The sequence below is a fragment of the Streptomyces sp. NPDC091376 genome (assembly GCF_044757085.1).
Lineage (GTDB): Bacteria > Actinomycetota > Actinomycetes > Streptomycetales > Streptomycetaceae > Streptomyces > Streptomyces pratisoli.
Window position 1 is genome coordinate 646,457 of sequence record NZ_JBIVUF010000001.1, and the last position, 25,916, is coordinate 672,372.

22 protein-coding genes are annotated in these 25,916 nt (G+C 72.3%); 15 read left to right on the forward strand and 7 right to left on the reverse strand.

Annotation, left to right across the window (positions count from 1 at the left end; genetic code table 11):
* The first annotated feature begins 1 nt into the window (after window position 1).
* The 10 genes from ACIQMR_RS02860 (at window position 2) to lgt (ending at window position 8,461) form a co-directional block, all read left to right on the forward strand.
* Window positions 2-1,531, forward strand: a complete 1,530-nt coding sequence (locus ACIQMR_RS02860; protein ID WP_401382067.1) for an anthranilate synthase component I — start codon at window positions 2-4, stop codon at window positions 1,529-1,531.
* A gap of 8 nt (window positions 1,532-1,539) precedes the next feature.
* On the forward strand, window positions 1,540-2,187 hold the full coding sequence (locus ACIQMR_RS02865) for a TIGR02234 family membrane protein (protein ID WP_401382069.1): 648 nt from the start codon (window positions 1,540-1,542) through the stop codon (window positions 2,185-2,187).
* A gap of 125 nt (window positions 2,188-2,312) precedes the next feature.
* Window positions 2,313-2,570: an HGxxPAAW family protein gene (locus ACIQMR_RS02870; protein ID WP_401382072.1), complete on the forward strand. Its 258-nt coding sequence runs from the start codon at window positions 2,313-2,315 to the stop codon at window positions 2,568-2,570.
* A gap of 80 nt (window positions 2,571-2,650) precedes the next feature.
* Complete coding sequence (locus ACIQMR_RS02875) at window positions 2,651-3,076, forward strand: DUF2752 domain-containing protein (protein WP_266374917.1); 426 nt, start codon at window positions 2,651-2,653, stop codon at window positions 3,074-3,076.
* 127 nt (window positions 3,077-3,203) lie between these two features.
* Entirely contained in the window at window positions 3,204-4,013 is an 810-nt protein-coding gene (gene trpC / locus ACIQMR_RS02880) for an indole-3-glycerol phosphate synthase TrpC (RefSeq protein WP_358664900.1), read from the forward strand.
* Between the two features lie 8 nt (window positions 4,014-4,021).
* Entirely contained in the window at window positions 4,022-4,228 is a 207-nt protein-coding gene (trpM, locus tag ACIQMR_RS02885) for a tryptophan biosynthesis modulator TrpM (RefSeq protein ID WP_266374920.1), read from the forward strand.
* A gap of 72 nt (window positions 4,229-4,300) precedes the next feature.
* Window positions 4,301-5,593, forward strand: a complete 1,293-nt coding sequence (trpB, locus tag ACIQMR_RS02890; RefSeq protein WP_401382076.1) for a tryptophan synthase subunit beta — start codon at window positions 4,301-4,303, stop codon at window positions 5,591-5,593.
* On the forward strand, window positions 5,590-6,402 hold the full coding sequence (gene trpA, locus ACIQMR_RS02895; RefSeq protein ID WP_401382078.1) for a tryptophan synthase subunit alpha: 813 nt from the start codon (window positions 5,590-5,592) through the stop codon (window positions 6,400-6,402). Before trpB ends, trpA begins: the two co-directional genes overlap by 4 nt.
* 85 nt (window positions 6,403-6,487) lie before the next feature.
* Window positions 6,488-7,318: a thioredoxin domain-containing protein gene (locus ACIQMR_RS02900; protein ID WP_401382080.1), complete on the forward strand. Its 831-nt coding sequence runs from the start codon at window positions 6,488-6,490 to the stop codon at window positions 7,316-7,318.
* Between the two features lie 186 nt (window positions 7,319-7,504).
* A complete protein-coding gene (lgt, locus tag ACIQMR_RS02905; RefSeq protein ID WP_401382083.1) occupies window positions 7,505-8,461 on the forward strand; it encodes a prolipoprotein diacylglyceryl transferase in 957 nt (318 codons plus the stop codon).
* Between the two features lie 155 nt (window positions 8,462-8,616).
* Here the strand turns inward: lgt and ACIQMR_RS02910 are convergent, their stop codons facing one another.
* The 7 genes from ACIQMR_RS02910 to ACIQMR_RS02940 form a co-directional block, all read right to left on the reverse strand.
* Window positions 8,617-9,414, reverse strand: a complete 798-nt coding sequence (locus ACIQMR_RS02910; RefSeq protein ID WP_401382085.1) for an HpcH/HpaI aldolase/citrate lyase family protein — start codon at window positions 9,412-9,414, stop codon at window positions 8,617-8,619.
* Window positions 9,411-10,715: a CaiB/BaiF CoA transferase family protein gene (locus ACIQMR_RS02915; protein ID WP_401382088.1), complete on the reverse strand. Its 1,305-nt coding sequence runs from the start codon at window positions 10,713-10,715 to the stop codon at window positions 9,411-9,413. Before ACIQMR_RS02915 ends, ACIQMR_RS02910 begins: the two co-directional genes overlap by 4 nt.
* Window positions 10,716-10,798: 83 nt before the next feature.
* The gene (gene rbsK, locus ACIQMR_RS02920) at window positions 10,799-11,719 is read right to left on the reverse strand and encodes a ribokinase (RefSeq protein WP_401382090.1); all 921 of its coding nucleotides are present in this window, start codon (window positions 11,717-11,719) and stop codon (window positions 10,799-10,801) included.
* Window positions 11,716-13,134 carry an ADP-ribosylglycohydrolase family protein gene (locus tag ACIQMR_RS02925; protein ID WP_401382093.1) on the reverse strand — a complete coding sequence of 473 codons (1,419 nt, stop codon included), beginning with the start codon at window positions 13,132-13,134 and terminating at the stop codon, window positions 11,716-11,718. The genes rbsK and ACIQMR_RS02925 overlap by 4 nt, the downstream gene beginning before the upstream one ends.
* Window positions 13,131-14,300: an ADP-ribosylglycohydrolase family protein gene (locus ACIQMR_RS02930; RefSeq protein ID WP_401382096.1), complete on the reverse strand. Its 1,170-nt coding sequence runs from the start codon at window positions 14,298-14,300 to the stop codon at window positions 13,131-13,133. Before ACIQMR_RS02930 ends, ACIQMR_RS02925 begins: the two co-directional genes overlap by 4 nt.
* Before the next feature lie 73 nt (window positions 14,301-14,373).
* Complete coding sequence (locus ACIQMR_RS02935) at window positions 14,374-15,726, reverse strand: ADP-ribosylglycohydrolase family protein (RefSeq protein ID WP_401382679.1); 1,353 nt, start codon at window positions 15,724-15,726, stop codon at window positions 14,374-14,376.
* Window positions 15,727-16,283: 557 nt separating this feature from the next.
* Window positions 16,284-17,279, reverse strand: coding sequence for an ADP-ribosylglycohydrolase family protein (locus ACIQMR_RS02940; protein ID WP_401382099.1), 996 nt, complete (start codon window positions 17,277-17,279; stop codon window positions 16,284-16,286).
* 257 nt (window positions 17,280-17,536) lie between these two features.
* Between ACIQMR_RS02940 and ACIQMR_RS02945 the strand changes: the two genes are divergently transcribed.
* From ACIQMR_RS02945 to ACIQMR_RS02965, 5 genes are all read left to right on the forward strand, one after another.
* On the forward strand, window positions 17,537-18,265 hold the full coding sequence (locus tag ACIQMR_RS02945) for a VIT1/CCC1 transporter family protein (protein WP_401382101.1): 729 nt from the start codon (window positions 17,537-17,539) through the stop codon (window positions 18,263-18,265).
* Window positions 18,266-18,670: 405 nt separating this feature from the next.
* The gene (gene gltB / locus ACIQMR_RS02950) at window positions 18,671-23,236 is read left to right on the forward strand and encodes a glutamate synthase large subunit (protein ID WP_401382103.1); all 4,566 of its coding nucleotides are present in this window, start codon (window positions 18,671-18,673) and stop codon (window positions 23,234-23,236) included.
* Window positions 23,229-24,689: a glutamate synthase subunit beta gene (locus ACIQMR_RS02955; RefSeq protein ID WP_401382106.1), complete on the forward strand. Its 1,461-nt coding sequence runs from the start codon at window positions 23,229-23,231 to the stop codon at window positions 24,687-24,689. The genes gltB and ACIQMR_RS02955 overlap by 8 nt, the downstream gene beginning before the upstream one ends.
* Window positions 24,690-24,885: 196 nt before the next feature.
* Entirely contained in the window at window positions 24,886-25,716 is an 831-nt protein-coding gene (locus tag ACIQMR_RS02960; RefSeq protein WP_401382109.1) for a Scr1 family TA system antitoxin-like transcriptional regulator, read from the forward strand.
* Window positions 25,713-25,916 (forward strand): DUF397 domain-containing protein, encoded by a 204-nt coding sequence (locus ACIQMR_RS02965; RefSeq protein WP_401382111.1) that lies wholly within the window; start codon window positions 25,713-25,715, stop codon window positions 25,914-25,916. The genes ACIQMR_RS02960 and ACIQMR_RS02965 overlap by 4 nt, the downstream gene beginning before the upstream one ends.

Consider the following 25,916-nt stretch of genomic DNA (forward strand, 5'->3'; position numbering starts at 1 on the left):
CATGGATCTCGACACCTTCCGCAAGCTGGCGGCCGACCGCCGCGTCATCCCCGTCAGCCGCCGCCTCCTCGCGGACGGTGACACTCCGGTCGGCCTCTACCGCAAGCTCGCGGGGGAGCGCCCCGGCACGTTCCTGCTGGAATCCGCCGAGAACGGCAGGTCCTGGTCCCGCTACTCCTTCATCGGCGTCCGGTCCGCCGCGACCCTCACCGTCCGTGACGGTCAGGCGCACTGGCTCGGCACCCCGCCCGTCGGCGTCCCCACCGACGGGGACCCGCTCGAGGCGCTGAGGGCGACCGTCGAGGCCCTGCACACCCCGCCCGCCCCCGGTCCCGACCTCGCCGCGGGCACGCCCCCGTTCAGCGGCGGCATGATCGGCTACCTCGGCTACGACATCGTCCGCCGGCTGGAGAAGATCGGCGAGCACGGCACGGACGATCTGGAACTGCCCGAGCTGACCATGCTGCTCACCTCGGACCTCGCCGTGCTCGACCACTGGGACGGCTCGGTCCTGCTGATCGCCAACGCGATCAACCACAACGACCTCGACACGGGCGTCGACGAGGCGTACGCGGACGCCGTGGCCCGTCTCGACGCCATGGAGGCCGATCTGGCGCAGCCGGTCGACTACCGGCCGCAGGCCCTGCCGCCGTCCGAACTGCCCCCGTACACCGGGCCGATGTGGAGCGGCGAACAGTTCCAGGACGCCGTCGAGGACATCAAGGAGCGCATCCGCGCGGGCGAGGCCTTCCAGGTGGTGCCCTCCCAGCGCTTCGAGACCCCGTGCGAGGCGAGCGCCCTCGACGTCTACCGGGTGCTGCGCGCCACGAACCCGAGCCCGTACATGTACCTGCTGCGCTTCCCCCACGAGGACGGGGGCTTCGACGTCGTCGGCTCCAGCCCCGAGGCACTGGTCAAGATCGAGAACGGGCGCGCCATGGTGCACCCGATCGCCGGCACCCGCCCGCGCGGCGCCACCCCGCAGGAGGACCACGACCTGGCGGAGGAGCTGCTCGCCGACCCGAAGGAGCGCGCCGAGCACCTGATGCTCGTCGACCTCGGCCGCAACGACCTGGGCCGCGTCTGCGAACCCGGCTCGGTCGAGGTCGTCGACTTCATGTCGGTCGAGCGGTACTCCCACGTCATGCACATCGTCTCGACCGTCACCGGTTCGGTCGCCGCGGGCCGTACCGCCTTCGACGTGCTGACCGCCTGCTTCCCCGCCGGCACGCTGTCCGGCGCCCCGAAGCCCCGCGCCATGCAGATCATCGAGGAGCTGGAGCCCTCCCGGCGCGGACTGTACGGCGGCTGCGTCGGCTATCTCGACTTCGCGGGCAACTCCGACACCGCGATCGCCATCCGTACCGCCCTGCTGCGCGACGGCACCGCGTACGTGCAGGCCGGAGCGGGGATCGTGGCCGACTCCGACCCGGTCGCCGAGGACACCGAATGCCGCAACAAGGCGGCAGCCGTGCTGCGTGCCGTGCACACCGCGAACCGGCTGAACGGGAACCGAACGCGTAAGGGATAGTGGGGGGCGTGAGTGCTGTTCCCGTACCCCAGCCCCGTACCGAGACCGCAGAGGCCGCCGCGACCGCCGCCGGCGGCCGGCGCAGCCTCGCCGCCGCTCTGTTCCTCGGCGCCGTCGGCGCCGCCGTGGTGCTGCTCGCCTCCGGCCAGACCTGGGCCGAGGGCGCGGCCGCCGTCGGCGCGGGCAGCGTGCCGCTTCAGGCGGACGGCCGGGACGTCACCGGGCTTCCGGCGGCCCTCGCCGTCGTCGGCCTGGCCGCCCTCGTCGCCGTCTTCGCGGTCCGCCGCACCGGCCGCGTCGTCGTCTCCGCGCTGCTGGCGCTCAGCGGCGCGGGCGGGGCGGCCGCCGCGTTCCTGGGCGCCTCCGACAGCGCGGCGCTCGACGAGCAGGCCCGGCAGACCACGAGCGGCACCGTCACGAGCGTCGACGCCCTCACGCACACCGCCTGGCCGTACGTCACGGCCGCCGCCGGACTGCTGATCCTCCTCGCCGGACTGCTCGCCCTGCGCTACGGGTCCGCCTGGCCCGCGATGTCCGGGCGGTACGAGCGCGAGGGCGGGGGCGCCCGCAAGGCCCGCCCCGCGGCCGACCCGGAGCGCCCCGAGGAACTGTGGAAGGCCCTCGACCGCGGTGAGGACCCCACCGGGGACCGGTGACACCCGCGGTCCGTGACACCCGCGATCAGTGACGACCCCCACGTCCCGGCACCCCTTCCGGTACGGGACAATGGAAGACGAGCCCCCGGCTCACCCCACAGCGCAAGACCAACGAGGAGCAACTCATGGCGGGCAGCAGCCACGGACACACCCCGGCCGCCTGGACCGGTGTCACCATCTCCGTCATCGGCTTCTGCATCGCAGGAGTCTTCATGGTGGCGGCCAACCCGCTCGGCTTCTGGGCCGGAATGGGCGTGACCCTGCTCGGCGGTGTCGTCGGCGCCGCGATGAAGGCCGCCGGTCTCGGCCTGAAGGAGAGCCCCGTCCCGGCCCGTGCGCAGGCCGCCGCGCAGCCCGTGCCGGCCGAGGCCACGGCCTCCTGACCGCACCCGTCGCTCCGTACGAGGCGCAGCCCGGCGAGCCCGGGCTGCGCCTCTGCCCATGAGCGGGGGACAATCACGAGGTGGACGCCATCACAGCCACCACCCCCGCACCCCTGTCGCGGCGGCTCGCCGCGCCGCTGGGAACGATCGCCGTCGTCGCCGCGGCCTTCGCGTACGTCGGCGCGGTCGACCCGAACGAGCCGGGCCACTACCCGGTCTGTCCGCTGCTGCGGTTCACCGGGATCTACTGCCCGGGCTGCGGCGGCCTGCGCAGCGCCCATGCCTTCATCCACGGCGACCTGGGCACCGCCTTCGGTGCCAACGCCCTCGCCGTCGCCGGATACGGGATCTTCGCCGTTCTCTGGACCGCGTGGCTCGTCCAGGCGGTCCGTGCAAGACCGGTGCGGATAGCGCTCGGGCCCGGCTGGTGGTGGGGTCTCGGCGCGGTTCTGGCGCTCTTCACGGTTGTCCGGAACCTGCCGTTCGGCTCGGTGCTCGCACCATGACCTTCAGGACGAAGTCCCAGGTAGTGGGACGGACGTCAACCGGATGCGAGGCCTTCGCCCCCAGCCGGATACCATCGGGATTGCTGACAGTGATCCACCATCTACCTCTCGGAAGGGGGCCGCTCGCGTGAGTGTGCTCGACGAGATCATCGAAGGCGTACGCGCCGACCTCGCAGAGCGGCAGGCGCGGGTCAGCCTCGACGAGCTCAAGGAGCGTGCCGCCAAGGCGCCCCAGGCCAAGGACGGCGTCGCCGCGCTGCGCGGCGAGGGTGTGAAGGTCATCTGCGAGGTGAAGCGCTCCAGCCCCTCCAAGGGAGCGCTCGCCGCGATCGCCGACCCGGCCGCACTCGCCGCCGACTACGAGGCGGGCGGCGCGGCCGTCATCTCCGTCCTCACCGAACAGCGCCGCTTCGGCGGCTCGCTCGCGGACCTGGAAGCCGTGCGGGCCCGGGTGGACATCCCGGTGCTCCGCAAGGACTTCATCGTCACGTCGTACCAGCTGTGGGAGGCCCGTGCCTACGGCGCGGACCTCGTGCTGCTGATCGTCGCCGCGCTCGACCAGGAGGCCCTGGTCTCGCTGATCGAGCGCGCCGAGTCGATCGGTCTCACCCCGCTCGTCGAGGTCCATGACGAGGACGAGGTCGAGCGGGCCGTGGACGCCGGAGCCAAGATCATCGGTGTCAACGCGCGCGACCTCAAGAGCCTCAAGGTCGACCGTTCCACGTTCGAACGGGTCGTACCCGAGATCCCCGCAGGCCTCGTCAAGATCGCCGAGTCCGGCGTCCGCGGCCCGCACGACCTGATCGCGTACGCCAACGCCGGCGCCGACGCGGTCCTCGTCGGCGAGTCGCTGGTCACCGGACGCGACCCCAAGGCCGCCGTGGCCGATCTGGTCGCCGCCGGCGCCCACCCGGCCCTGCGGCACGGGAGGGACTGACCCTCCCCATGACCACCGTCCTGCGCCGCGTACCGTCCGCCCGGCCGAGCCTTCGCCCGGCCGGTACGACGGCGCGCGTGCCGCACGCCCCGCTGGCGCGCGGCTGCCGCCCTCGCGGCTGCCGCGCCCCGGCCCGGCGAGTGCACGGACGACGGGTCAGGTACGTCATCGGGGACGAGCCCGGCCAGGTCAACGGCATGCGATGGCGTCGCTGAGCGACCCGCTCAGCGATCCGACGTCATCACCCTCATTTCTCTTCTGCTTTCACGCTCATGAGGAGTTCTGGCATGCCCAGCGATTACTTCATTCCCGATCCCGAGGGCCAGGTGCCGAACGCGGCCGGCTACTTCGGCGACTTCGGCGGCAAGTTCATCCCCGAGGCGCTCGTCGCCGCGGTCGACGAGGTGGCCGTCGAGTACGACAAGGCCAAGTCCGACCCGGCCTTCGCCGCCGAGCTCGACGATCTGCTCGTCCACTACACCGGCCGGCCGAGCGCCCTGACCGAGGTGCCCCGCTTCGCCGAACACGCGGGCGGCGCACGCGTCTTCCTCAAGCGGGAGGACCTCAACCACACCGGCTCGCACAAGATCAACAACGTGCTGGGCCAGGCCCTGCTCACCAGGCGCATGGGCAAGACCCGTGTCATCGCCGAGACCGGCGCCGGCCAGCACGGCGTCGCCACCGCGACCGCCTGCGCCCTCTTCGGCCTCGACTGCACCGTCTACATGGGCGAGATCGACACTCAGCGCCAGGCGCTGAACGTCGCCCGGATGCGCATGCTCGGCGCCGAGGTCGTGCCCGTGAAGTCCGGCAGCCGCACGCTCAAGGACGCCATCAACGAGGCCTTCCGCGACTGGGTCGCCAACGTCGACCACACGCACTACCTCTTCGGCACGGTCGCGGGCCCGCACCCCTTCCCGGCCATGGTCCGCGACTTCCACCGCGTCATCGGCGTCGAGGCCCGCCGCCAGATCCTGGAGCGCGCGGGCCGCCTCCCGGACGCGGCCGTGGCCTGCGTCGGCGGCGGCTCCAACGCCATCGGCCTCTTCCACGCCTTCATCCCGGACACCGGCGTACGGCTGGTGGGCTGCGAGCCCGCGGGCCACGGCGTCGAGACCGGCGAGCACGCGGCCACGCTGACCGCGGGCGAGCCCGGCATCCTGCACGGCTCCCGCAGCTACGTCCTCCAGGACGACGAGGGCCAGATCACCGAGCCGTACTCGATCTCGGCAGGGCTCGACTACCCGGGCATCGGCCCGGAGCACTCGTACCTCAAGGACAGCGGACGCGGTGAGTACCGGGCCGTCACCGACGACGCCGCGATGCAGGCGCTGCGGCTGCTCTCCCGCACCGAGGGCATCATCCCGGCGATCGAGTCCGCGCACGCGCTCGCCGGAGCCCTGGAGCTCGGCAAGGAGCTGGGCAAGGACGGACTGATCATCGTCAATCTGTCCGGCCGCGGTGACAAGGACATGGACACGGCTGCCCGCTACTTCGGGCTGTACGACGAGGAAGCCGCCGCGGCCGTCGAGGCGGACGCGGCCGGCGAGGTCGCCGAGATCGAGGGGGACGCCAAGTGAGCGGGAACATCCAGCTGCTGAACGACACTCTGGCGCAGGCGAAGTCCGAGAACCGGGCCGCGCTCATCGCCTACCTCCCGGCCGGTTTCCCGACCGTGGACGGCGGCATCGAGGCGATCAGGGCCGTCTTCGACGGCGGCGCCGATGTCGTGGAGGTCGGCCTGCCGCACTCCGACCCCGTCCTCGACGGCCCCGTCATCCAGACGGCCGACGACATCGCCCTGCGCGGCGGCGTCAGGATCGCCGACGTCATGCGCACGGTCCGCGAGGCCCACGAGGCCACGGGCAAGCCGGTCCTCGTGATGACGTACTGGAACCCCATCGACCGCTACGGCATCGCGCGCTTCACCGCCGAGCTCGCCGAGGCGGGCGGAGCGGGCTGCATCCTGCCCGACCTGCCCGTCCAGGAGTCCGCCGTATGGCGCGAGCACGCCGAGAAGCACGGCCTCGCCACGGTCTTCGTGGTCGCGCCGAGCAGCAAGGACGCACGGCTCGGCGAGATCACGGCGGCGGGTTCCGGCTTCGTCTACGCCGCCTCGCTGATGGGCGTCACCGGAACGCGTGAGTCCGTCGGCGCCCAGGCCCAGGACCTGGTCCGGCGCACCCGTGCCACCACCGGGCTGCCGGTCTGTGTCGGCCTGGGAGTCTCCAGCGCCGAGCAGGCCGCGGAGGTCGCGGGCTTCGCCGACGGCGTGATCGTCGGCTCGGCTTTCGTCAAGCGGCTGCTCGACGCCGAGGATCGCCCGGCCGGCATCGCGGCGGTGCGGGCGCTGGCGGGCGAGCTGGCGGCGGGCGTGCGCAAGCGCTGACGCCGTCGGGCGAACTGCTCACCCGTACGGGTGGACCTCGGACCGGGGAGGCGCATAGGTGCCTCCCCGGTTCGTTGCTGTGGGCGTGAGCGAGAAGAACCATGACGGAAGGCGGGCCGCGCGTGAGCGGCTCCTGCAGGATCGTGAGCTGCAGAAGGCGCGCGACAAGCGACGGCGCCTGTTGATCGTGTCCGCGGCCGTGGTCGGCGTGCTGGGCCTCGCCGCGGTCGTCGGCGTGATCGCGGCCAACTCCGGAGGGAAGGGGAAGGGCGACAGCGCGTCCACCGGCCCGGTGACAGCCCCCAGCGGCGCCGAGGGCGAGGACGCCCTCGCGCTCCCCGCGGGGGTGAGCGACGCGCCGTCCACGCTCACGGTCTGGGAGGACTTCCGCTGCCCGGCCTGCGCCCAGTTCGAGAACGTGATGAGGAACACCATCCATGAGCTGACGGACTCCGGACAGCTCAAGGTGGAGTACCGCCTCGCCACCATCATCGACGGCAATCTGGGCGGCAACGGCTCCCGCCGCGCGGCGAACGCGGCGGCGTGCGCGCAGGACGCCGGGAAGTTCGTCCCGTACCACGACGTGCTGTACCAGAACCAGCCGCCGGAGACGGACGACGCCTTCGCTCAGAACGGCAGGCTGATCGAGCTGGCGGGCAAGGTCCAGGGTCTGGACACACCCGCGTTCCGGGACTGCGTCGAGTCCGGCGCGCACGACAGCTGGGTCGAGAAGTCCGGCGAGGCCTTCCACAAGGGCGACTTCAAGGGCACGCCGACGGTGCTGCTGAACGGGCAGTCGATCTTCCCGCAGCGGGGCAACGAGCAGATCAGCCCGGAGAACCTGAAGAAGTGGGTCACCGAGGCGAACAAGGGCAAGAAGCCGGGCACGGCGCAGCCGAGCCCGTCCGGGTCCTGAGCGACGGCGGGTCGTCCGGGGCGTTCGGCGGCGTGGCCGCGGGGCGCCCCGGACGCATGCCCGGCGGGTTCTGCGGTGGACCAGCCCGCCGCGCGGGAACGGCGGGTGCCCAGGGGGCCTCGTTATGCAGACGTTGCCCCGTCGGTTGCCGTGCGGTGGGCCCGGCAGGGTAGCGTCGGACCTGCCATGGACCTTGCCTTCATTCCCAGTCCGTCCACCGGTGTGATCCACCTCGGACCGCTCCCGCTGCGCGGCTACGCCTTCTGCATCATCATCGGTGTCTTCGTGGCCGTCTGGTACGGCAACAAGCGCTGGATCGCCCGCGGCGGCAAAGCCGGCACGGTGGCCGACGTCGCCGTGTGGGCGGTGCCGTTCGGCCTCGTCGGCGGCCGTCTGTACCACGTGATCACCGACTACCAGCTGTACTTCAGCGAGGGTGAGAACTGGGTCGACGCGTTCAAGATCTGGGAGGGCGGCCTCGGCATCTGGGGCGCCATCGCGCTCGGCGCGGTCGGTGCCTGGATCGGCTGCCGCCGCCGCGGCATCCCGCTCCCGGCGTACGCCGACGCCATCGCGCCCGCGATCGCCATCGCGCAGGCGATCGGCCGCTGGGGCAACTGGTTCAACCAGGAGCTGTACGGCAGGTCGACGGACGTGCCGTGGGCGCTCGAGATCAGCGAGGGTGTCAACCGCGCGGAGGGCACCTACCACCCGACGTTCCTCTACGAGTCGCTGTGGTGTGTCGGCGTCGCGCTGCTGGTCATCTGGGCCGACCGTCGCTTCAAGCTGGGCCACGGCCGGGCGTTCGCGCTGTACGTCGCCGCCTACTGCGCGGGCCGCGCCTGGATCGAGTACATGCGCGTCGACGAGGCCCACCACGTGCTCGGCCTCCGGCTGAACGTGTGGACCGCGATCATCGTCTTCGTCCTGGCCGTCGTGTACATCGTGCTCTCCGCGCGGCTCCGTCCGGGCCGCGAGGAGGTCGTCGAGCCGGCGGCGGTGGAGTCGCGGAAGTCCGACGACGCCGACGCCACCTCCGCCACGGCCTCCGACGCGACGACGGACGCCGACCCGGCGGCCCTGTCCCTGGACAAGGACCCCTCCGGGGAACCGGCGGACTCGGAGTCCGCGAACAGGAGCTGACCGCTTCGCGCAACGGGTGGCCGACCGCTTCCCCGCACATCCCCAGGGCCGCCCGGCTGTGATCAGCCGGGCGGCCCTGCGGCGTTTCCGGCGGCCCGTGAGCCCGTAGCACGGGAGTCCGGGAGCCTGTGGGCCCGGGCGCTCCGGGCTCTGGGTCAACGGCCGTCGCGGCCCGCCAGCGACAGCGTGCGGTGGGCCGCGGCGACGACGGCCGCGTCGACGAAGCGTCCGTCGGGGAGGGCGAGCGCGCCCGCGTCCGTCGCCGCCGCCTTGACGATCTCCTCGGCCGCCTCGACCTCCTCCGGGCTGGGGAGGTAGGCCCGCTCGATGACCGGGAGCTGCCGGGGATGGATGGCGGCCCGGCCCAGGAAGCCCAGGGCGCGGCCGTGGGCGCAGGAGGCCGCGAGGCCGTCCAGGTCGCGGATGTCGGGGTACACGGACTGGGTCGGCGGGGGGAGCCCGGCCGCGCGGGCCGCGACGACGACGCGGCTGCGCGGCCAGTCGAGGCCGGTGTCGTTGCGTACGCCCAGGTCGGCGCGGAGATCCGCCTCGCCGAGCGCGATCCCGCGCACGGCCGGGTCGGCGGTCGCGATGGCGTAGGCGTGTTCCACGCCCCCCGCCGACTCCAGCAGCGCGTACAGCTCGGTGCCCGGCGCCAGCTTCGCCGGAACCTGGATGTCGGTGGCGTGTGCCACCTTGGGGATACGCAGTGCCGACAGGCCGGGCAGGGGGGCCAGCGCGGTGATGTCGCGCTCTGCGTGGATGCGGACATGCACCGGCACCGGCTGGGGGGAGGCGAGCAGTTCCGTGGTCGCCGCGAGGGCGTACGCCTTGCGGTGGGGCGCGACCGCGTCCTCCAGGTCGACGATCACGATGTCGGCTCCGGAGGACAGCGCCTTGCCCACGACCTCCGGCCGGTCCCCGGGGGCGTACAGCCAGGTGAGCGGGGTCATAGCGCGCCTTCGTCGCGGAGGCCGGCGATCCGGCCGGGCGTGAGCCCGAGTTCGCCGAGGACCGTGTCCGTGTCCGCGCCGTGCGGGCGGCCGGCCCAGCGGATACCACCAGGAGTCTCGGAAAGGCGGAAGAGGATGTTCTGCATACGGATCGGGCCGAGTTCCGCGTCGGGGACCTCGGTGACACTGTCCAGCGCGCGGTACTGCGGATCGTCCATGACGTCACGTACGTCGTAGACGGGGGCGACCGCGGCCTCCGCCTTGTCGAACGCGGCGAGCACTTCGTCGCGGGTGTGCTGGGCGATCCAGTCGCCCACCGCCGCGTCGAGTTCGTCGGTGTGCTCGGCCCGCCCGCTGCCGCTCGCGAACCAGGGCTCGTGCGTCAGCTCGGGGCGGCCCACCAGCCGCATCACCCGCTCGGCCACCGACTGTGCGGAGGTCGAGACGGCGAGCCAGGAGCCGTCGGCGGCGCGGTAGGTGTTGCGCGGCGCGTTGTTGCGGGAGCGGTTGCCAGTGCGCGGCTGGACGTAGCCGAGCTGGTCGTACCAGATGGGCTGCGGCCCCAGCACGGTGAGGATGGGTTCGATGATGGCCATGTCGACGACCTGGCCGCGTCCGGTGGCGGCGCGGGCGGTCAGGGCGGTCATGACGGCGTAGGAGGTGGCGAGCGCGGCGATCGAGTCGGCGAGACCGAAGGGGGGAAGCGTGGGCGGACCGTCGGGTTCACCGGTGATGGCGGCGAACCCGCTCATGGCCTCGGCGAGGGTCCCGAAGCCGGGGCGGTGGGAGTACGGGCCGAACTGACCGAACCCGGTGACACGGGCCAGCACGACACGGGGGTTGGCGGAACTCAGTTCGTCCCAGCCGAGCTGCCACTTCTCCAGCGTGCCGGGGCGGAAGTTCTCGATGACGACATCGGCGGTCGCGGCGAGCGCGAGGAAGGTCTCCCGGCCGCCCGGCGTGGACAGGTCGATCGTGATGGTGCGCTTGTTGCGGCCGAGCAGCTTCCACCACAGGCCGACACCGTCCTTGTCGGGGCCGTGGCCGCGTGAGGGATCGGGTTTGCGGGGGTGCTCGATCTTGATGACGTCGGCACCGAAGTCGCCGAGCATCGTCGCGGCGAGCGGCCCGGCGAACAGGGTGGCGAGGTCGAGGACGCGCAGCCCGGCGAGCGGACCGGCTCCGGTGGACGGACCGGCTCCCTCGTACCGGCCGGCTCCCTCGTACCGGCCGGCTCTGGTGGACGGGCGGGCTCCGGTGGACCGGCGGGCGGCGGCACCGTCGGCGTCGGGGTCGTGCATCGGGGCTCCTTGCTCCTTGCGGGTCTCCTGCGGGGCCTGTCGCGGCGGCTTGCCCGGCAGCGGCTGGTGGCAGCGGCAGGCGGCTAGCGGCGCCTCGCGGTGCTCCTCGCACCCGTCTCCGCCTCCGCGTCGATCTCGGGGCGGTAAGGCATGGAGGACGAGGCGCCCGGGCGCTGGACGGAGAGCGCGGCCGCGGTGGAGGCCCAGATCATCGCCTCGGGCATCGGCCTGCCCTCGACGAGGGCCACGGCGAGGGCACCGACGAACGTGTCACCGGCCGCGGTGGTGTCCACGGCGCGGACGCGGGGCGCGGCGACCGTGAGGGGCTCCATGCCGCGGGCCGCGTAGAGACAGCCCGCCCCGCCGAGCGTGATCACCACCTCGGGAACCTGGCGGAGCAGTGCCTCGGCGGCGGCGAGCGGTTCGGCGACACCGGCGAGGAGGGCCGCCTCGTGCTCGTTCGGCACCAGCAGGTCGGTGGCGGCGAGCAGTTCGGGCGGCAGAGGCTGAGCGGGCGCCGGGGTGAGGACGGTCCGTACCCCGTGCCTGCGGGCGGCCTCGGCGCCGGCGATCACCCCGCCGAGGGGGAGTTCGAGCTGGAGGAGGAGGGCGTTCGCGGTGGCGATGAGGGTTTCGTCACCGGGGGTCAGATGGTCGACGGTGGCGTTGGCGCCGGGGATGACGACGATCGCGTTGCCGCCCTGGTCGTCCACGACGATGTGCGCGGTTCCGGAGGGTCCTTCGGCCGTGCGCAGCAGATCGGTGTCGACTCCGGAGTGTTCGAGCGTGGCCCGCAGCCGGCCGCCGAAGTCGTCCGTGCCGACGGCTCCGATCATCGCCACCTCGCCGCCGGCCCGGGCGGCGGCGACGGCCTGGTTGGCGCCCTTGCCGCCGGGGACGGTGCGGAACTCGCGTCCCGTGACGGTCTCTCCACGCTGCGGGGCCTTCGCGACATAGGCGACGAGGTCCATGTTGGTGCTGCCGAGCACGACGATGCCGGTCATGGGCGCGGGTCCTCCCGGAGATTGGTGTGGGCGCACGTGAGGCGGGCGAGCGAGTCGAAGCCGATGCCGTCGAAGTCGCCGACGCTGCTGGCGAGGCGGTTCTTGAGCGGGGCGGTCCAGCGCCCGGGCAGCCGGTCCGGATGGCCGGCGAGCAGGCCGGCGAGCGAGCCGGCGGTGGCGCCGTTGGAGTCGGTGTCCCAGCCGCCGGACACGGCACGGCAGATGGACCCGGAGAAGTCGCCGTCCGCGTGGGTCAGGGCGGCGGCGAGAAGGGCGGCGTTGGGGATGACGTGGACCCAGTGGTACGAGCCGTGGCCGGCGTGCAGGCGGTCCACGACGGTGTCGAAGTCGCTGTGCGCGCCGGCGGTCTCGATGCCCGAGCGGACGGCTTCGGCGAGCCGCGAGCGGGGCGGGACGACGCGGAGGCCGGCGCGCAGGCACCCGTGCACGTCCGCGTTCCCGGTGGCCGCCACGGCGAGCGCGGCGGCGATGAACATGGCCCCGTACACCCCGTTCGCCGTGTGGGTGAGCACCGCGTCCCGGTGGGCCTGCTCGGCGGCGGCCGCCGGATCGCCGGGGTGCGTCCAGCCGTGCACATCGGCGCGGATCGCGGCGCCGATCCATTCCCGGAACGGGTTGTGGCGCAGCGCGGTCAGCGGTGGTTCGAGGCCGCAGAGGAGGTTGCGGTACGCGACGCGCTCGGCGGTGAAGGTGCGGCCGGCGGGGAGTTCGTCGAGCCACAGCCGGGCGACGTCGGCGGTGCCGAAGCCGGGCCCGTACCGCTGGAGGAGGAGCAGATCGAGGAGCGGGTAGTTGAGGTCGTCGTCCTCGGGCATGCCGTCGATGTTCTCGGCGAGGGAGGTACGTGCGGAACGGCGGTTCCAGGGGTGGGCGTCGAGCAGCTCACCGGGCACGCCCTTCGCGGTGAACCAGTCGGCGAGCGGCCAGTTGCCGGTGGCGCGGGCGAGGGCGCGGATGGCGTGCAGCGGGAGCTTCTCCACGGGCTTGCCCAGAAGACACCCGGCGGCGCGGCCGAGCCAGGCGGCGTGCAGACGGTCCATGAGCGCTTCCGCCACGGGGCCGGATGCCGCCGCGCCTGGGCCGGATGCCTCCGCCGCCGTGCCGGACCGGGGCCAGCCCGGACAGGCCGCTCTGATGGCGGGGAGGTCCGTCGGCTCGTGGACCGACAAGGGGCTGGGGAGTTCCGCCAGTTCGTCCAGCAGGCGGGAGGCGAGGGCGCGGAGTCGAGGGGGCGCCGGCTGCGGGGACGCGCCGGCGGCCGATGGTGCCGGGGGGCCACCCGCCGCGCGCCAGCGGTGGGCGATCTCCGACGCGTCGCGGCCGTCTTCCGCCGCCTGCCGGAGTTCATGGCCGATCAGGTCCTCGGGCTGGACCCAGGTGAGCCGGAGGTTCATCGGGGGTCCGTCAGCCTGGCGAAGGCCGCTTCGTGCTCCCGGCGGCGCCGGGTGTCGCGGGCGAAGATCTCGTGCGTGACCTCCGTGAGGCTGCGCGCCGGTGCGTGCAGATCGAGGCGGCTGGCCTCGGCGACGGTCTTCACCCAGTCGGGCGGGATCGGTTCCTCGCCGTACAGCGCGCCCGCGATCGCGCCGGACATCGTGGCGATCGAGTCGCAGTCGCGACCGTAGTTGACGGAGCCGAGGACCGTACGGCGGTAGTCGCCGTCGCCGACGAGGAGCATGCCGAGGGCGATGGGGAGTTCCTCGATGGCGTGCAGCCGGGAGGGGCGTCGGGCCGCCAGGGAAGGCGCGCGGTAGTCGGGGCCCACGGTGTCGAAGGGGGCGACGGCCTCGCGAAGCGGGCGCAGGGCCGACTCGAAGTCGCTGTGGCGGGCGGCGACTTCGGCCACCTCCTCGATGGCCGAACGGGTGCCGTCCTTGGCCAGGGTCAGACAGGTCTCGACGACGGTCGTCGGTGTCGCGCCGGGAGTACAGGCCGCGGCGACCGCCGCCGCGAACACGCCCGCCGCCTCGCGCCCGTAGGAGGACTGGTGGGCGCCGGCGACGTCCAGTGCCTCGGCGTAGGCGGCCGCGGGGTCGGCGGCGTTGACCAGGCCGACGGGGGCCATGTACATCGCTGCACCGCAGTTGACGATGTTTCCGGTACCGGCCTCGCGCGGGTCGACATGGCCGTAGTGGAGGCGGGACACGAGCCACTTCTCCGCGAGGAAGATCCGCTGGAGAGGGAGTGCCTCGGTCTCCAGCTCCGGGATCCAGCGGGGCGTGGAGATCAGCTCCGGGACGAGGTGGTCGGCGACGGCGTAGGCGTCGAGGTGGTCCCGTACGGTCGCGTAGACCCGTACGAGAACGTGGGTCATGAGGGTGTCGTCGGTGACGTGGCCGTCACCCTTGTGGTAGGGCGCCACGGGCCGGGCGGTGCGCCAGTCGTCGCCGTGCCACGGGCCCACGATGCCGTGGACGCGGCCGCCGTGCCGTTCCACGATCTGCGCCGGGGTGTATCCCTCGACGGGGCCGCCGAGGGCATCGCCGACCGCCGCGCCGACGAGGGAGCCCGTGATCCGGTCTTCGAGCGTCGCGACCGCCGGGAGCGCTGAGAGTGTCATGCCGGAATTGTCCACCCGGGGCGGTCGCGGGCGGGGCATGCGGAGTCGGGGATTCGTGTCCGGCGGGGGCGAGTTACGGGCGGGAGGCCGGGCCGGCGCCTTGTGTGACGGACGGACTGTGTGACGGGTCGGGCGACGGTTCGTGTGCCGGGCCGTGTGCCGGTTCGTCCGACAGGTCGTGCGACGGGGCGTGCGAGGGGAGGCGCGACGGGCGGATCGTGTCGGCGAGGAGCCCGGCGAGTTCGACGAGGTCCGTGCCGGCGAGACGGGGCAGGGTGCAGCCGGCGAGGGTGCGGCAGGCGTCCCGCCAGGCGGCCGGTACGGCCGTACCACCGCCGAGCGCGCCGGTCAGCGCCCCGGCGAGGGCGGGCGCGGAGTCGGCGACCCGGGACAGGCAGACGGCGGCGGGGATGGCACCGGCGACCTCGCCGCGCGCGGCGGTGGCGAGGGCGAGGGCGACGGGGACGGTCTCGGCGGCGGCGATGCCGTAGCTGTACACGTGATCGACGATCTGGTGCTCCAGGAGCGGGACGAGGGAGAATGCGTCGTCGGCGTCGCGGGCGAGCTTGAGGGCGTAGCGGGCGTTGCGGCCGATCTCGGTGGCGTCCGGGAGCTGGGCGAGGGCGGCGTCGACGGCGGTGTCCACGTCCGCGCCGCCCAGTGCCGAGGCGACGGCGGCGGCCATGGCGCGGGCGCCGTGCACACCGTCGCCGTCCTGCGTGTAGCGGGCGTCGAACTCGGCGAGATCGGCGGCGGCCTGCGGGTTGCCGGGGTGGATGACGGCGAGGACGCTGGCGCGGATACAGGCGGCGTCGTCGAAGTAGTGCGGGTTGTCGTGGCCGGTCGCGGGCGGTCGCAGCCCGGTGGCGAGGTTGCCGAGACCGGCTCGTACGGAGATCCGGGCGCGCAGCGGAAGGACGGCGGACTCGACCTCGGGGGCGCGGGCGGCGGCCGCGGCGATCTTGCCGGCGAGGACGTTCCAGGCGAGGTCGACCGCGGCGCGCATACGGCGGCCCAGGTCGAGTCCGTCGAAGTGCTCGCCGGCGGCGGTGAGGACCGTCTCGGCGGCGAAGGCGGCCCACTCGGCGTCGTCGGAGGGGCCGAGGCGCAGGGGCTCGGGGGGCTGGTTCAGAGCGATGGGCACGGGGAGGGTGGTCGTGGCGTTCTGCTCGGCGAAGGTGTCCAGCTCCCGGGTGAGCCGCCGGGTCCACTCGGGCATCCGCGCGGCCCGATGCCGCGCGGCGGGCCACCCGGCGGCGTCGCCGGCGGCGAGCCCGAGCAGCAGCCCTTCGATCCGCGCGCGGTACGGCTCGCCGCCTTGCGCCACCCGGTCGCGCCGGGATCGCCCCTGGTGCCCCCAGGAGCAGTAGCCCCACCCCGAAACCGGCCCCGCTCCGCCGGAGCCGTGCGATCCGCCCGCTGCCATGCGTGGCGAACGGGCCTCTTCGAGGTGATCGGAGTGAGGGGTCGCCGCGGCCCCGCCTCCCGCGCCGGGCCTGTCCAGCAGCAGACCGCCCGAACCGGCGCCCCCGACCCCGCCCGCCGCGGTGGGCCTCACCGACCGGGGCGCTCCTCCGGTCCCGCTTCCGCCTGGCGTGTCGAGCAGGAGGGCGGCGGGGGCGGCGGGGGCTTCTCCGCTCTCCCCGGTCGCACCGGTCGCGGGGCTGTTCCCGCCGGACCCGTCCGTTGCCCGGTCCGCGTCGCTCGTGTGCTGTCCGTCGCCCAGCTGTACGTCGCCCAGCTGTCCGTCGTCCGGCTTTCCGTCGGCCGCCGTGCCGGGCGGACCCGACACCAGCCCTGATGCCGTCTCCCGGTACTCGCCCTCCACGCCCGGCGTCGCCGTCACGGCCCCCGGTGCGGGGTCCGGGGAGGCTCCGCCCGTCTCGTCGCCCGTGCCGGGCGTCTCCAGCCCCAGGTCCGGAGGGGACTCCGGGGTGTCCGGGGCGGGCTGGTCCGGGGTCGCGGAGTCGAGGGGGCGGGGGGTCATGGGGCGGCCTCGGTGTCGTCGTACGGGGTGAGGAGGTCTGCGATGTCCAGGACGTGATAGCCGCGCATGGAGGGGAGGCAGCTGCCCCGGACGGGGCCGATCGCGGCGGCCCAGTCCGCCGGAATGGCGGAGGCCCCCACCAGCGCGCCGGCCAGCGCCCCCGCGACCGCCGCCGTGGTGTCGGCGTCGCGGCCCATGTTGACCGCGGTCAGCACCGACGTACGGAAGTCGCCGCGGGCCGCCGCGAACGCCCCGAAGGCGAGGCCGACGGCCTCGGGAGCCAGGTCCGTCCAGGGGTAGCCACCGATGACGACCGCGGAGCGGACCGTCCGTTCGCGGCTGAGCGGATCCGTCTCCGCGCGTTCCGCCGCGACGACCGCGCGGCGCATGGAGCGCGCGGTCCAGGAGTCCATGGGCACGACGGACAGTGCCGCGCCGATCACCCCGGCCGGTCCCGCTCCCGCCATCGCCGCCGCCACGCCCGCCGCCACGGCCTGCCCGCCGTAGATGCCCTCGCCGTCGTGACTGACGCAGCCGTCGATGGCGACCAGCCGCGCCGCCTCGTCGGGGCGGCCCGCCGCGAAGACGCCGAACGGCGCCGCCCGCATCGCCAGCCCGTCGCTCCAGGCGTGCCGGTGCTGCGCGGTGATGGGCGCTGCCAGACCGCGGCGGAGGTTCTCCAGCGTCCCGCGCTCACTGAAGCCCGCGCCCCGGAACGGACCTTCGTCGAGGTCGGCGATCCAGTGGTGCCAGGCGTTCTCGACATGCGAGACGGTGAGTGCGGACCCGTGCCTGGCGAGCAGCAGCCCGGAGAAGATCGCGTACTCCGTGTCGTCCGTGCCGGCCGGAGCGTCGGTCACGAAGCCTTCGATCCGGCCCCACCTGCGGCGGATCTCGGACGGCCGCATGTTCTCCGCCGGCGCCCCCAGCGCGTCGCCCACCGCCAGTCCGAGGAGCGCGCCGCGGGCCCGATCGCATGCAATCCAGTCCACCGCGTCACCCCTTCGTGCCCACTGGACCCCTTGGGTCTCTTGCTCGATGGGCCTCTTGCTCGATCTCTGCCACGCGGGGCGCCGAGTGCGGCGCGGGAAACGTCGGTGTCACCCGCCTGCCACCAGGTAAGTAAAGCCTGCCTTGCTGGCACGACCCTTACATCGCGCGTACTTTCGAGACGTTGAGGGGGAGCGGGACGCCGTACGAACCCGCCCTGGCAGTACGTACGAACCCGCAAGGAAGCAAGGGGAGAGCTGTGTCCATCATCGAGACCGAGGCGACACTCCACGAGGCGCATCGCGACAATCACACGCACCGCGATGTGAGCGGCGGCTGGCTGCGTCCCGCGGTGTTCGGCGCGATGGACGGGCTCGTCTCCAACCTCGCGCTGATGACCGGTGTCGCGGGCGGTGCCGTGTCGCAGCAGGTCATCGTCATCACGGGGCTCGCCGGCCTCGCTGCCGGAGCCTTCTCCATGGCCGCGGGCGAGTACACCTCGGTGGCCTCGCAGCGTGAGCTCGTCCAGGCGGAACTGGACGTCGAGCGTCGCGAGCTGCGAAAGCACCCGGTGGACGAGATGGAGGAGCTGGCCGCGCTGTACGTGGCGCGCGGCGTCGAGCCCCGGCTCGCCCGCGAGGTGGCCATGCAGCTGTCCAGGGACCCCGAGCAGGCGCTGGAGATCCACGCCCGCGAGGAGCTCGGCATCGACCCGGACGATCTGCCGTCGCCCACGGTCGCGGCCGTCTCGTCCTTCGGCTCGTTCGCGCTCGGCGCGCTGGTGCCGGTGCTGCCGTTCCTCCTCGGCGCCACGGCTCTGTGGCCCGCGGTCCTGCTGGCTCTGCTGGGGCTGTTCGCCTGCGGTGCGCTGGTCGCCAGGGTCACCGCCCGCGGCTGGTGGTTCAGCGGCCTGCGGCAGCTCGCCCTCGGTGGCGCCGCGGCGGCCCTGACGTACGCCGTCGGGTCCCTCGTCGGGGCAGCCGTCTAGCCGGCCTTCCTGGCGCCCCACCTGCGTAGACACAGCCTCCGGGACCTTTGCCCGGAGGCTGTGACGCATGTCCCGGTGCCCGATCGGGCCGCCGAATGCGACACTGGACGTGGCTCACATCAGGAGCCCGTTACCCGGCGGTTTCGAATCCGTGACCACCGGGCATGAGCCGTAAGCGCTGTGGGCAACGAAGCCTGCTCTGCATCCGGGTCCGTGGATGGCGATCCGTCCGCACCCGTCCCCCACCTGCGCCGCTATCAGACCCCAGACCGCGGTGTCCGCATGTTGGAATGGTCTATCCGCTAGTCGAGAACCACTCCATCATGTAACCTGCACGAAATTTCAGCGGAGGGCCAACGTCGTCCCTCGGCACCGCCATATGCCACGACGACGACGGGAGAGCCGATGCGTTCCTACGCCTGGTCGCCCATGGACGGTCGCCCCGCCCCGCAGGGGATGTACGACCCCCGTAACGAACACGACGCCTGTGGTGTCGGGTTCGTGGCCACCCTGACCGGTGTTGCCAGCCATGAGCTGGTGGAGCAGGCGTTGACCGTACTGCGCAACCTCGAGCACCGCGGCGCCACCGGCTCCGAGCCCGACTCCGGCGACGGCGCCGGCATCCTGCTCCAGGTCCCGGACGCGTTCCTGCGCGAGGTCGCCGGATTCGAGCTTCCCGAGGCCGGTTCGTACGCCGTCGGTATCGCCTTCGTCCCTCAGGCCGAGCAGGACGACGCCGTCTCACGGATCGAGACGATCGCCGTCGAGGAGGGCCTGAACGTCCTCGGCTGGCGCGAGGTCCCCGTCGCCCCCGAGCTGCTCGGCGCCACCGCCCGCTCGACGATGCCGGCCTTCCGCCAGCTGTTCGTCGCGGACGGGGACGGCGAGGCCACCGGCATCGCCCTCGACCGCAAGGCGTTCGTGCTGCGCAAGCGCGCCGAGCGCGAGGCCGGGGTGTACTTCCCGTCGCTCTCCGCCCGCACGATCGTCTACAAGGGCATGCTGACCACCGGCCAGCTGGAGCCCTTCTTCCCGGACCTCTCGGACCGCCGCTTCGCCACCGCCGTGGCCCTGGTGCACTCCCGGTTCTCCACCAACACCTTCCCGAGCTGGCCTCTCGCCCACCCGTACCGCTTCGTCGCGCACAACGGCGAGATCAACACGGTCAAGGGCAACCGCAACTGGATGCGCGCCCGTGAGTCCCAGCTGGTCAGCGACCTGTTCGGGAACGAGAAGCTGGACCGGATCTTCCCCGTCTGCACACCGGACGCCTCCGACTCCGCCTCCTTCGACGAGGTCCTGGAGCTGCTCCACCTCGGCGGCCGCTCGCTCCCGCACAGCGTCCTGATGATGGTCCCCGAGGCGTGGGAGAACCACGACTCCATGGACCCGGCCCGGCGCGCCTTCTACCAGTACCACTCCACGATGATGGAGCCCTGGGACGGCCCGGCCTGTGTCACCTTCACCGACGGCACCCAGGTCGGCGCGGTCCTCGACCGCAACGGTCTGCGCCCGGGCCGCTACTGGGTCACCGACGAAGGACTCGTCGTCCTCTCCTCCGAGGTCGGCGTCCTGGACATCGACCCCGCCAAGGTCGTCCGCAAGGGCCGTCTCCAGCCGGGCCGGATGTTCCTCGTCGACACCGCCGAGCACCGCATCATCGAGGACGACGAGATCAAGGCCGCACTGGCCGCCGAGCACCCGTACCAGGAGTGGCTGGAGGCCGGCGAGATCGAGCTCGAGGACCTCCCCGAGCGCGAGCACATCGTCCACACCCACGCCTCGGTCACCCGCCGCCAGCAGACCTTCGGCTACACCGAGGAGGAGCTGCGCGTCCTCCTGGCGCCGATGGCCCGCACCGGCGGTGAGCCCCTCGGTTCCATGGGTACCGACTCCCCGATCGCGGCCCTCTCGGAGCGCCCGCGGCTGCTCTTCGACTACTTCACCCAGCTGTTCGCGCAGGTCACCAACCCGCCGCTGGACGCCATCCGCGAGGAGCTCGTCACCTCGCTGCACTCGTCCCTCGGCCCCCAGGGCAACCTGCTGGACCCGACCGCGGCCTCCTGCCGGTCGGTCACCCTGCCGTTCCCGGTGATCGACAACGACGAGCTGGCCAAGCTCATCCACATCAACGCCGACGGCGACATGCCCGGCATGAAGGCCGTGACGCTGGCGGGCCTCTACCGGGTCTCCGGCGGCGGCGACGCGCTGGCCGCCCGTATCGAGCAGATCTGCGCCGAGGCCGACGCCGCGATCGAGGACGGGGCACGCCTCATCGTGCTCTCCGACCGGCATTCCGACGCCGAGCACGCCCCGATCCCGTCGCTGCTGCTCACCGCCGCCGTGCACCACCACCTCATCCGCACCAAGCAGCGCACCCACGTGGGCCTGCTGGTCGAGGCCGGCGACGTCCGCGAGGTGCACCACGTCGCGCTGCTCATCGGCTACGGGGCCGCCGCCGTCAACCCGTACCTGGCGATGGAGTCCGTCGAGGACCTGCTGCGCGCCGGTACGTTCATCGAGGGCATCGAGCCCGAGCAGGCCATCCGCAACCTGATCTACGCCCTCGGCAAGGGCGTCCTCAAGGTCATGTCGAAGATGGGCATCTCCACCGTCGCCTCCTACCGCGGCGCCCAGGTCTTCGAGGCCGTCGGTCTCGACGAGGCCTTCGTCGACAAGTACTTCAACGGCACGGCGACGAAGATCGGCGGCGCCGGTCTCGACGTCGTCGCCAAGGAGGTCGCCGCCCGGCACGCCAAGGCGTACCCGGCCAGCGGCATCGCCCCGGCGCACCGCGCGCTGGAGATCGGCGGCGAGTACCAGTGGCGCCGCGAGGGCGAGCCGCACCTCTTCGACCCCGAGACCGTCTTCCGCCTGCAGCACGCCACGCGCAGCAAGCGGTACGACATCTTCAAGAAGTACACCGAGCGCGTGAACGAGCAGTCCGAGCGCCTGATGACGCTGCGCGGACTCTTCGGCTTCACGTCCGGCCGCGAGTCGATCTCCATCGACGAGGTCGAGCCGGCCAGTGAGATCGTCAAGCGCTTCTCCACCGGCGCCATGTCGTACGGCTCCATCTCCAAGGAGGCGCACGAGACCCTCGCCGTCGCCATGAACCAGCTGGGCGGCAAGTCCAACACCGGTGAGGGCGGCGAGGACCCGGACCGTCTGTACGACCCGACGCGCCGCTCGTCGATCAAGCAGGTCGCCTCCGGCCGCTTCGGCGTGACGAGCGAGTACCTCGTCAACGCGGACGACATCCAGATCAAGATGGCCCAGGGCGCCAAGCCCGGCGAGGGCGGCCAGCTGCCCGGCCACAAGGTCTACCCGTGGATCGCCCAGACGCGGCACTCCACCCCCGGCGTCGGCCTGATCTCGCCGCCGCCGCACCACGACATCTACTCCATCGAGGACCTGGCCCAGCTGATCCACGACCTCAAGAACGCCAACCCGGCCGCCCGCATCCACGTGAAGCTGGTGTCCGAGGTCGGTGTCGGCACGGTCGCCGCCGGTGTCTCCAAGGCACACGCCGACGTGGTCCTCATCTCCGGCCACGACGGCGGTACGGGCGCGTCCCCGCTCACGTCGCTGAAGCACGCGGGCGGTCCCTGGGAGCTCGGCCTCGCCGAGACCCAGCAGACGCTGCTGCTCAACGGTCTGCGCGACCGGATCGTCGTGCAGACCGACGGTCAGCTCAAGACCGGGCGGGACGTCGTCATCGCCGCGCTGCTGGGCGCCGAGGAGTTCGGTTTCGCGACCGCGCCGCTCGTCGTCTCCGGCTGCGTCATGATGCGCGTCTGCCACCTGGACACCTGCCCGGTCGGCATCGCCACCCAGAACCCGGTCCTGCGTGAACGCTTCACCGGCAAGGCCGAGTTCGTCGTCAACTTCTTCGAGTTCATCGCCGAAGAGGTCCGCGAGCTGCTCGCCGAGCTGGGCTTCCGCACGCTGGAGGAGGCCGTCGGCCACGCCGAGCTGCTGGACACCACCCAGGCCGTGAACCACTGGAAGGCGCAGGGCCTGGACCTGCAGCCGCTCTTCCACGTGCCCGATCTGCCCGACGGCGCCGTACGCCACCAGCTGGTCGAGCAGGACCACGGCCTGGCGAAGGCCCTGGACAACGAGCTGATCAAGCTGTCCGCGGACGCGCTGGCCGCGGCCTCTGCCGAGGAGGCCCAGCCGGTCCGCGCCCAGGTCGCGATCCGCAACATCAACCGGACCGTCGGCACGATGCTCGGCCACGAGGTGACCAAGAAGTTCGGCGGTGCGGGCCTGCCCGAGGACACCATCGACATCACCTTCACCGGCTCGGCCGGCCAGTCCTTCGGCGCGTTCCTGCCGCGCGGCGTCACGCTGCGCCTGGAGGGCGACGCCAACGACTACGTCGGCAAGGGCCTCTCCGGCGGCCGCGTCGTCGTCCGCCCGGACCGCGGTGCCGACCACCTGGCCGAGTACTCCACCATCGCGGGCAACACCATCGCCTACGGCGCCACCGGCGGCGAACTGTTCCTGCGCGGCCGCACCGGCGAGCGCTTCTGCGTCCGCAACTCCGGTGCGCTGGTGGTCTCCGAGGGCGTGGGCGACCACGGCTGCGAGTACATGACCGGCGGCCACGCCGTCGTCCTCGGCGGTACGGGACGCAACTTCGCGGCCGGCATGTCCGGCGGTATCGCGTACGTCGTCGACCTCGACAAGGACAACGTCAACGCCGGCAACGTGGACGCCGTCGAGGCTCTGTCCGACAGCGACAAGCAGTGGCTGCACGATGTCGTGCGCCGCCACCACGAGGAGACGGGTTCCACCGTCGCCGAGAAGCTCCTCGCGGACTGGGACGCGGCCGCGGCCCGGTTCAGCAAGATCATCCCGACCACGTACAAGGCAGTGCTCGCCGCCAAGGACGCCGCTGAGCTCGCCGGTCTCTCCGAGCGCGAGACCACCGAGAAGATGATGGAGGCGGCGACCAATGGCTGACCCCAAGGGCTTCCTGACCACCGGACGCGAGGTCGCCGCGACCCGTCCGGTCGGTGAGCGCGTCAAGGACTGGAACGAGGTCTACGTCCCCGGCTCCCTGCTGCCGATCATCAGCAAGCAGGCCGGGCGCTGCATGGACTGCGGCATCCCGTTCTGCCACAACGGCTGTCCGCTGGGGAACCTGATCCCCGAGTGGAACGACTACGCCTACCGCGAGAACTGGCAGGCCGCGAGCGAGCGCCTGCACGCCACCAACAACTTCCCGGAGTTCACCGGCCGGCTGTGCCCCGCTCCGTGCGAGTCGGCGTGCGTGCTCGGCATCAATCAGCCCGCCGTCACCATCAAGAACGTCGAAGTCTCCATCATCGACAAGGCGTGGGACGCCAACGACGTCAAGCCGCAGCCGCCCGAGCGGCTGTCCGGCAAGACCGTCGCGGTCATCGGCTCCGGCCCGGCCGGCCTCGCCGCCGCCCAGCAGCTGACCCGCGCCGGCCACACGGTCGCCGTGTACGAGCGCGCCGACCGCATCGGCGGGCTGCTGCGCTACGGCATCCCCGAGTTCAAGATGGAGAAGCGGCACATCAACCGCCGTATCGAGCAGATGCGCGCGGAGGGCACCAAGTTCCGCACCGGCGTGGAGGTCGGCCGCGACATCGACGCGGCGAAGCTGCGCCGCCGGTACGACGCCGTCGTCATCGCCGCCGGTGCCACCACCGCTCGCGATCTGCCCGTCCCGGGCCGTGAGCTGAACGGCATCCACCAGGCGATGGAGTACCTGCCGCTCGCCAACAAGGTCGTCGAGGGCGACTTCGTGGCGCCGCCGATCACCGCCGAGGGCAAGCACGTCGTCGTCATCGGCGGCGGCGACACCGGCGCGGACTGCGTCGGCACCGCCCACCGCCAGGGTGCGGCGTCCGTCACCCAGCTGGAGATCATGCCGCGTCCGGGCGAGGACCGTCCCGGCCACCAGCCCTGGCCGACGTTCCCGATGCTCTACAAGGTGACGTCCGCGCACGAGGAGGGCGGTGAGCGGGTCTACTCCGTCTCCACCACCCACTTCGAGGGAGACGAGGACGGCAACGTCCAGTCCCTGCACCTGATCGAGGTCGAGTTCGTCGACGGCAAGCTGAGCCAGAAGCCGGGCACCGAGCGTGTCATCCCGGCCCAACTGGTCACCCTCGCCATGGGCTTCACCGGCACGGACGTCCAGAACGGCCTGGTCTCGCAGTTCGGCGTGGAGCTGGACGAGCGCGGCAACGTGGCCCGCGACGCGGACTTCGCGACCAACGTCCCCGGCGTGTACGTCGCCGGCGACGCCGGCCGCGGCCAGTCCCTCATCGTCTGGGCCATCGCCGAGGGCCGCTCCGCGGCACGCGGCGTGGACCGCTTCCTCACGGGCGTGAGCGAACTGCCCGCCCCGATCCGCCCCACGGACCGTTCCCTGACGGTCTGATCCCACCCCGAAGACGTCCCGTACAACGGCGTACGGAACAGACCGCGGCGCCTGCCCACCGTCCCCGACCGGACACCGGGCAGGCGCCGCGGTGCGTTCGCGTGCGCGGAGTACCGGATTCCGCCCTCACGCAGCGCTGGTCAACGGCTACGCTCGGTAGGACCGGCAAGTGCGTTGCGCAAAGGGGACCTTGGCCATGACCGAGCCCAGGAACACCGACCCGTACACCGACCCGAGGGCCTTCTACGGCTCGGAGCTGCGCAGACTGCGCGAAGCCGCGCGGCTCTCGCAGGAGCAGGTCGGGGAGCGGGTCTTCTGCTCCGCCACCTACATCGGCCAGTTCGAGAACGCGACGAGACGGCCGCAGTTGGAGATGTCGAAGCAGCTGGACGAGGTACTGGGCAGCGGGGAGCACCTTCAGCGGCTGTGCCGGCTGGCCCGCACATCGAAGGTGGCGGACTACTTCGCGGACGCGGCGGAGCTGGAGCGGCTGGCGAAGACGATCTGCGAGTACGCGCCGGTGTTGGTACCGGGGTTCCTGCAGACCGAGGCGTACGCGCGGGCGATCACACGTACCGCCACTCCGTTCGCCTCGCAGGAGAGCGTGGAGGAACGTGTCCGGGCCCGGATGGACCGGCAGGGCATCCTGGACGATTCAACGCGGCCCGTACTGTGGGAGATTCTCAGTGAGACGGTGCTTCGATCGCCGATGGGCGGGTCCGAGACCATGCACGAGCAGCTTCTCCACATCGTCGAAGTGGCGCGACGTCGCAGGGTGGTGGTGCAGGTGCTGCCGTTCACCAGCATGAGCGAGGCGTACATCGACAGCATGATCTCCGTGATGTCCTTCGGCGACGCACCGTCCGTCGTCTACACGGAGGGGGCGGGCAGCGGTCAACTCATCGACGATCCGGCCCTGGTCGAGCACTGCCAGAGGTCATACGATCTTTCCAGGGCCGCCGCATTGTCACCGATGGCGTCCTTGGACCTGCTGGAATCGGTGGCGGAGGACTACAGGGTCACATGACAACCCCACTGGATCTGAGTCGTACCGGCTGGCGTAAGTCGTCCTACAGCGATGGCACGGGCGGCAATTGTGTCGAGGTCGCCGACCTTCCCGGCATCGTTCCCGTGCGCGACAGCAAGAGGCCCGAGGGCCCCGCGCTCGTCTTCCCGGCCGCGGGATGGGTGTCGTTCGTCGCCGCCGTGAAGGGCTGCGTCATCTAG

What these genes read in the sequence shown, in the direction of transcription:
- ACIQMR_RS02860 (WP_401382067.1), top strand. Translation starts at nt 2, where the DNA reads ATGGATCTCGACACCTTCCGCAAGCTGGCGGCCGACCGCCGCGTCATC.
- ACIQMR_RS02870 (WP_401382072.1), top strand. Translation starts at nt 2,313, where the DNA reads ATGGCGGGCAGCAGCCACGGACACACCCCGGCCGCCTGGACCGGTGTC.
- trpM (WP_266374920.1), top strand. Translation starts at nt 4,022, where the DNA reads ATGACCACCGTCCTGCGCCGCGTACCGTCCGCCCGGCCGAGCCTTCGC.
- trpB (WP_401382076.1), top strand. Translation starts at nt 4,301, where the DNA reads ATGCCCAGCGATTACTTCATTCCCGATCCCGAGGGCCAGGTGCCGAAC.
- lgt (WP_401382083.1), top strand. Translation starts at nt 7,505, where the DNA reads ATGGACCTTGCCTTCATTCCCAGTCCGTCCACCGGTGTGATCCACCTC.
- ACIQMR_RS02910 (WP_401382085.1), bottom strand. Translation starts at nt 9,414, where the DNA reads ATGACCCCGCTCACCTGGCTGTACGCCCCCGGGGACCGGCCGGAGGTC.
- ACIQMR_RS02915 (WP_401382088.1), bottom strand. Translation starts at nt 10,715, where the DNA reads ATGCACGACCCCGACGCCGACGGTGCCGCCGCCCGCCGGTCCACCGGA.
- rbsK (WP_401382090.1), bottom strand. Translation starts at nt 11,719, where the DNA reads ATGACCGGCATCGTCGTGCTCGGCAGCACCAACATGGACCTCGTCGCC.
- ACIQMR_RS02925 (WP_401382093.1), bottom strand. Translation starts at nt 13,134, where the DNA reads ATGAACCTCCGGCTCACCTGGGTCCAGCCCGAGGACCTGATCGGCCAT.
- ACIQMR_RS02930 (WP_401382096.1), bottom strand. Translation starts at nt 14,300, where the DNA reads ATGACACTCTCAGCGCTCCCGGCGGTCGCGACGCTCGAAGACCGGATC.
- ACIQMR_RS02935 (WP_401382679.1), bottom strand. Translation starts at nt 15,726, where the DNA reads ATGGCAGCGGGCGGATCGCACGGCTCCGGCGGAGCGGGGCCGGTTTCG.
- gltB (WP_401382103.1), top strand. Translation starts at nt 18,671, where the DNA reads ATGCGTTCCTACGCCTGGTCGCCCATGGACGGTCGCCCCGCCCCGCAG.
- ACIQMR_RS02955 (WP_401382106.1), top strand. Translation starts at nt 23,229, where the DNA reads ATGGCTGACCCCAAGGGCTTCCTGACCACCGGACGCGAGGTCGCCGCG.
- ACIQMR_RS02960 (WP_401382109.1), top strand. Translation starts at nt 24,886, where the DNA reads ATGACCGAGCCCAGGAACACCGACCCGTACACCGACCCGAGGGCCTTC.
- ACIQMR_RS02965 (WP_401382111.1), top strand. Translation starts at nt 25,713, where the DNA reads ATGACAACCCCACTGGATCTGAGTCGTACCGGCTGGCGTAAGTCGTCC.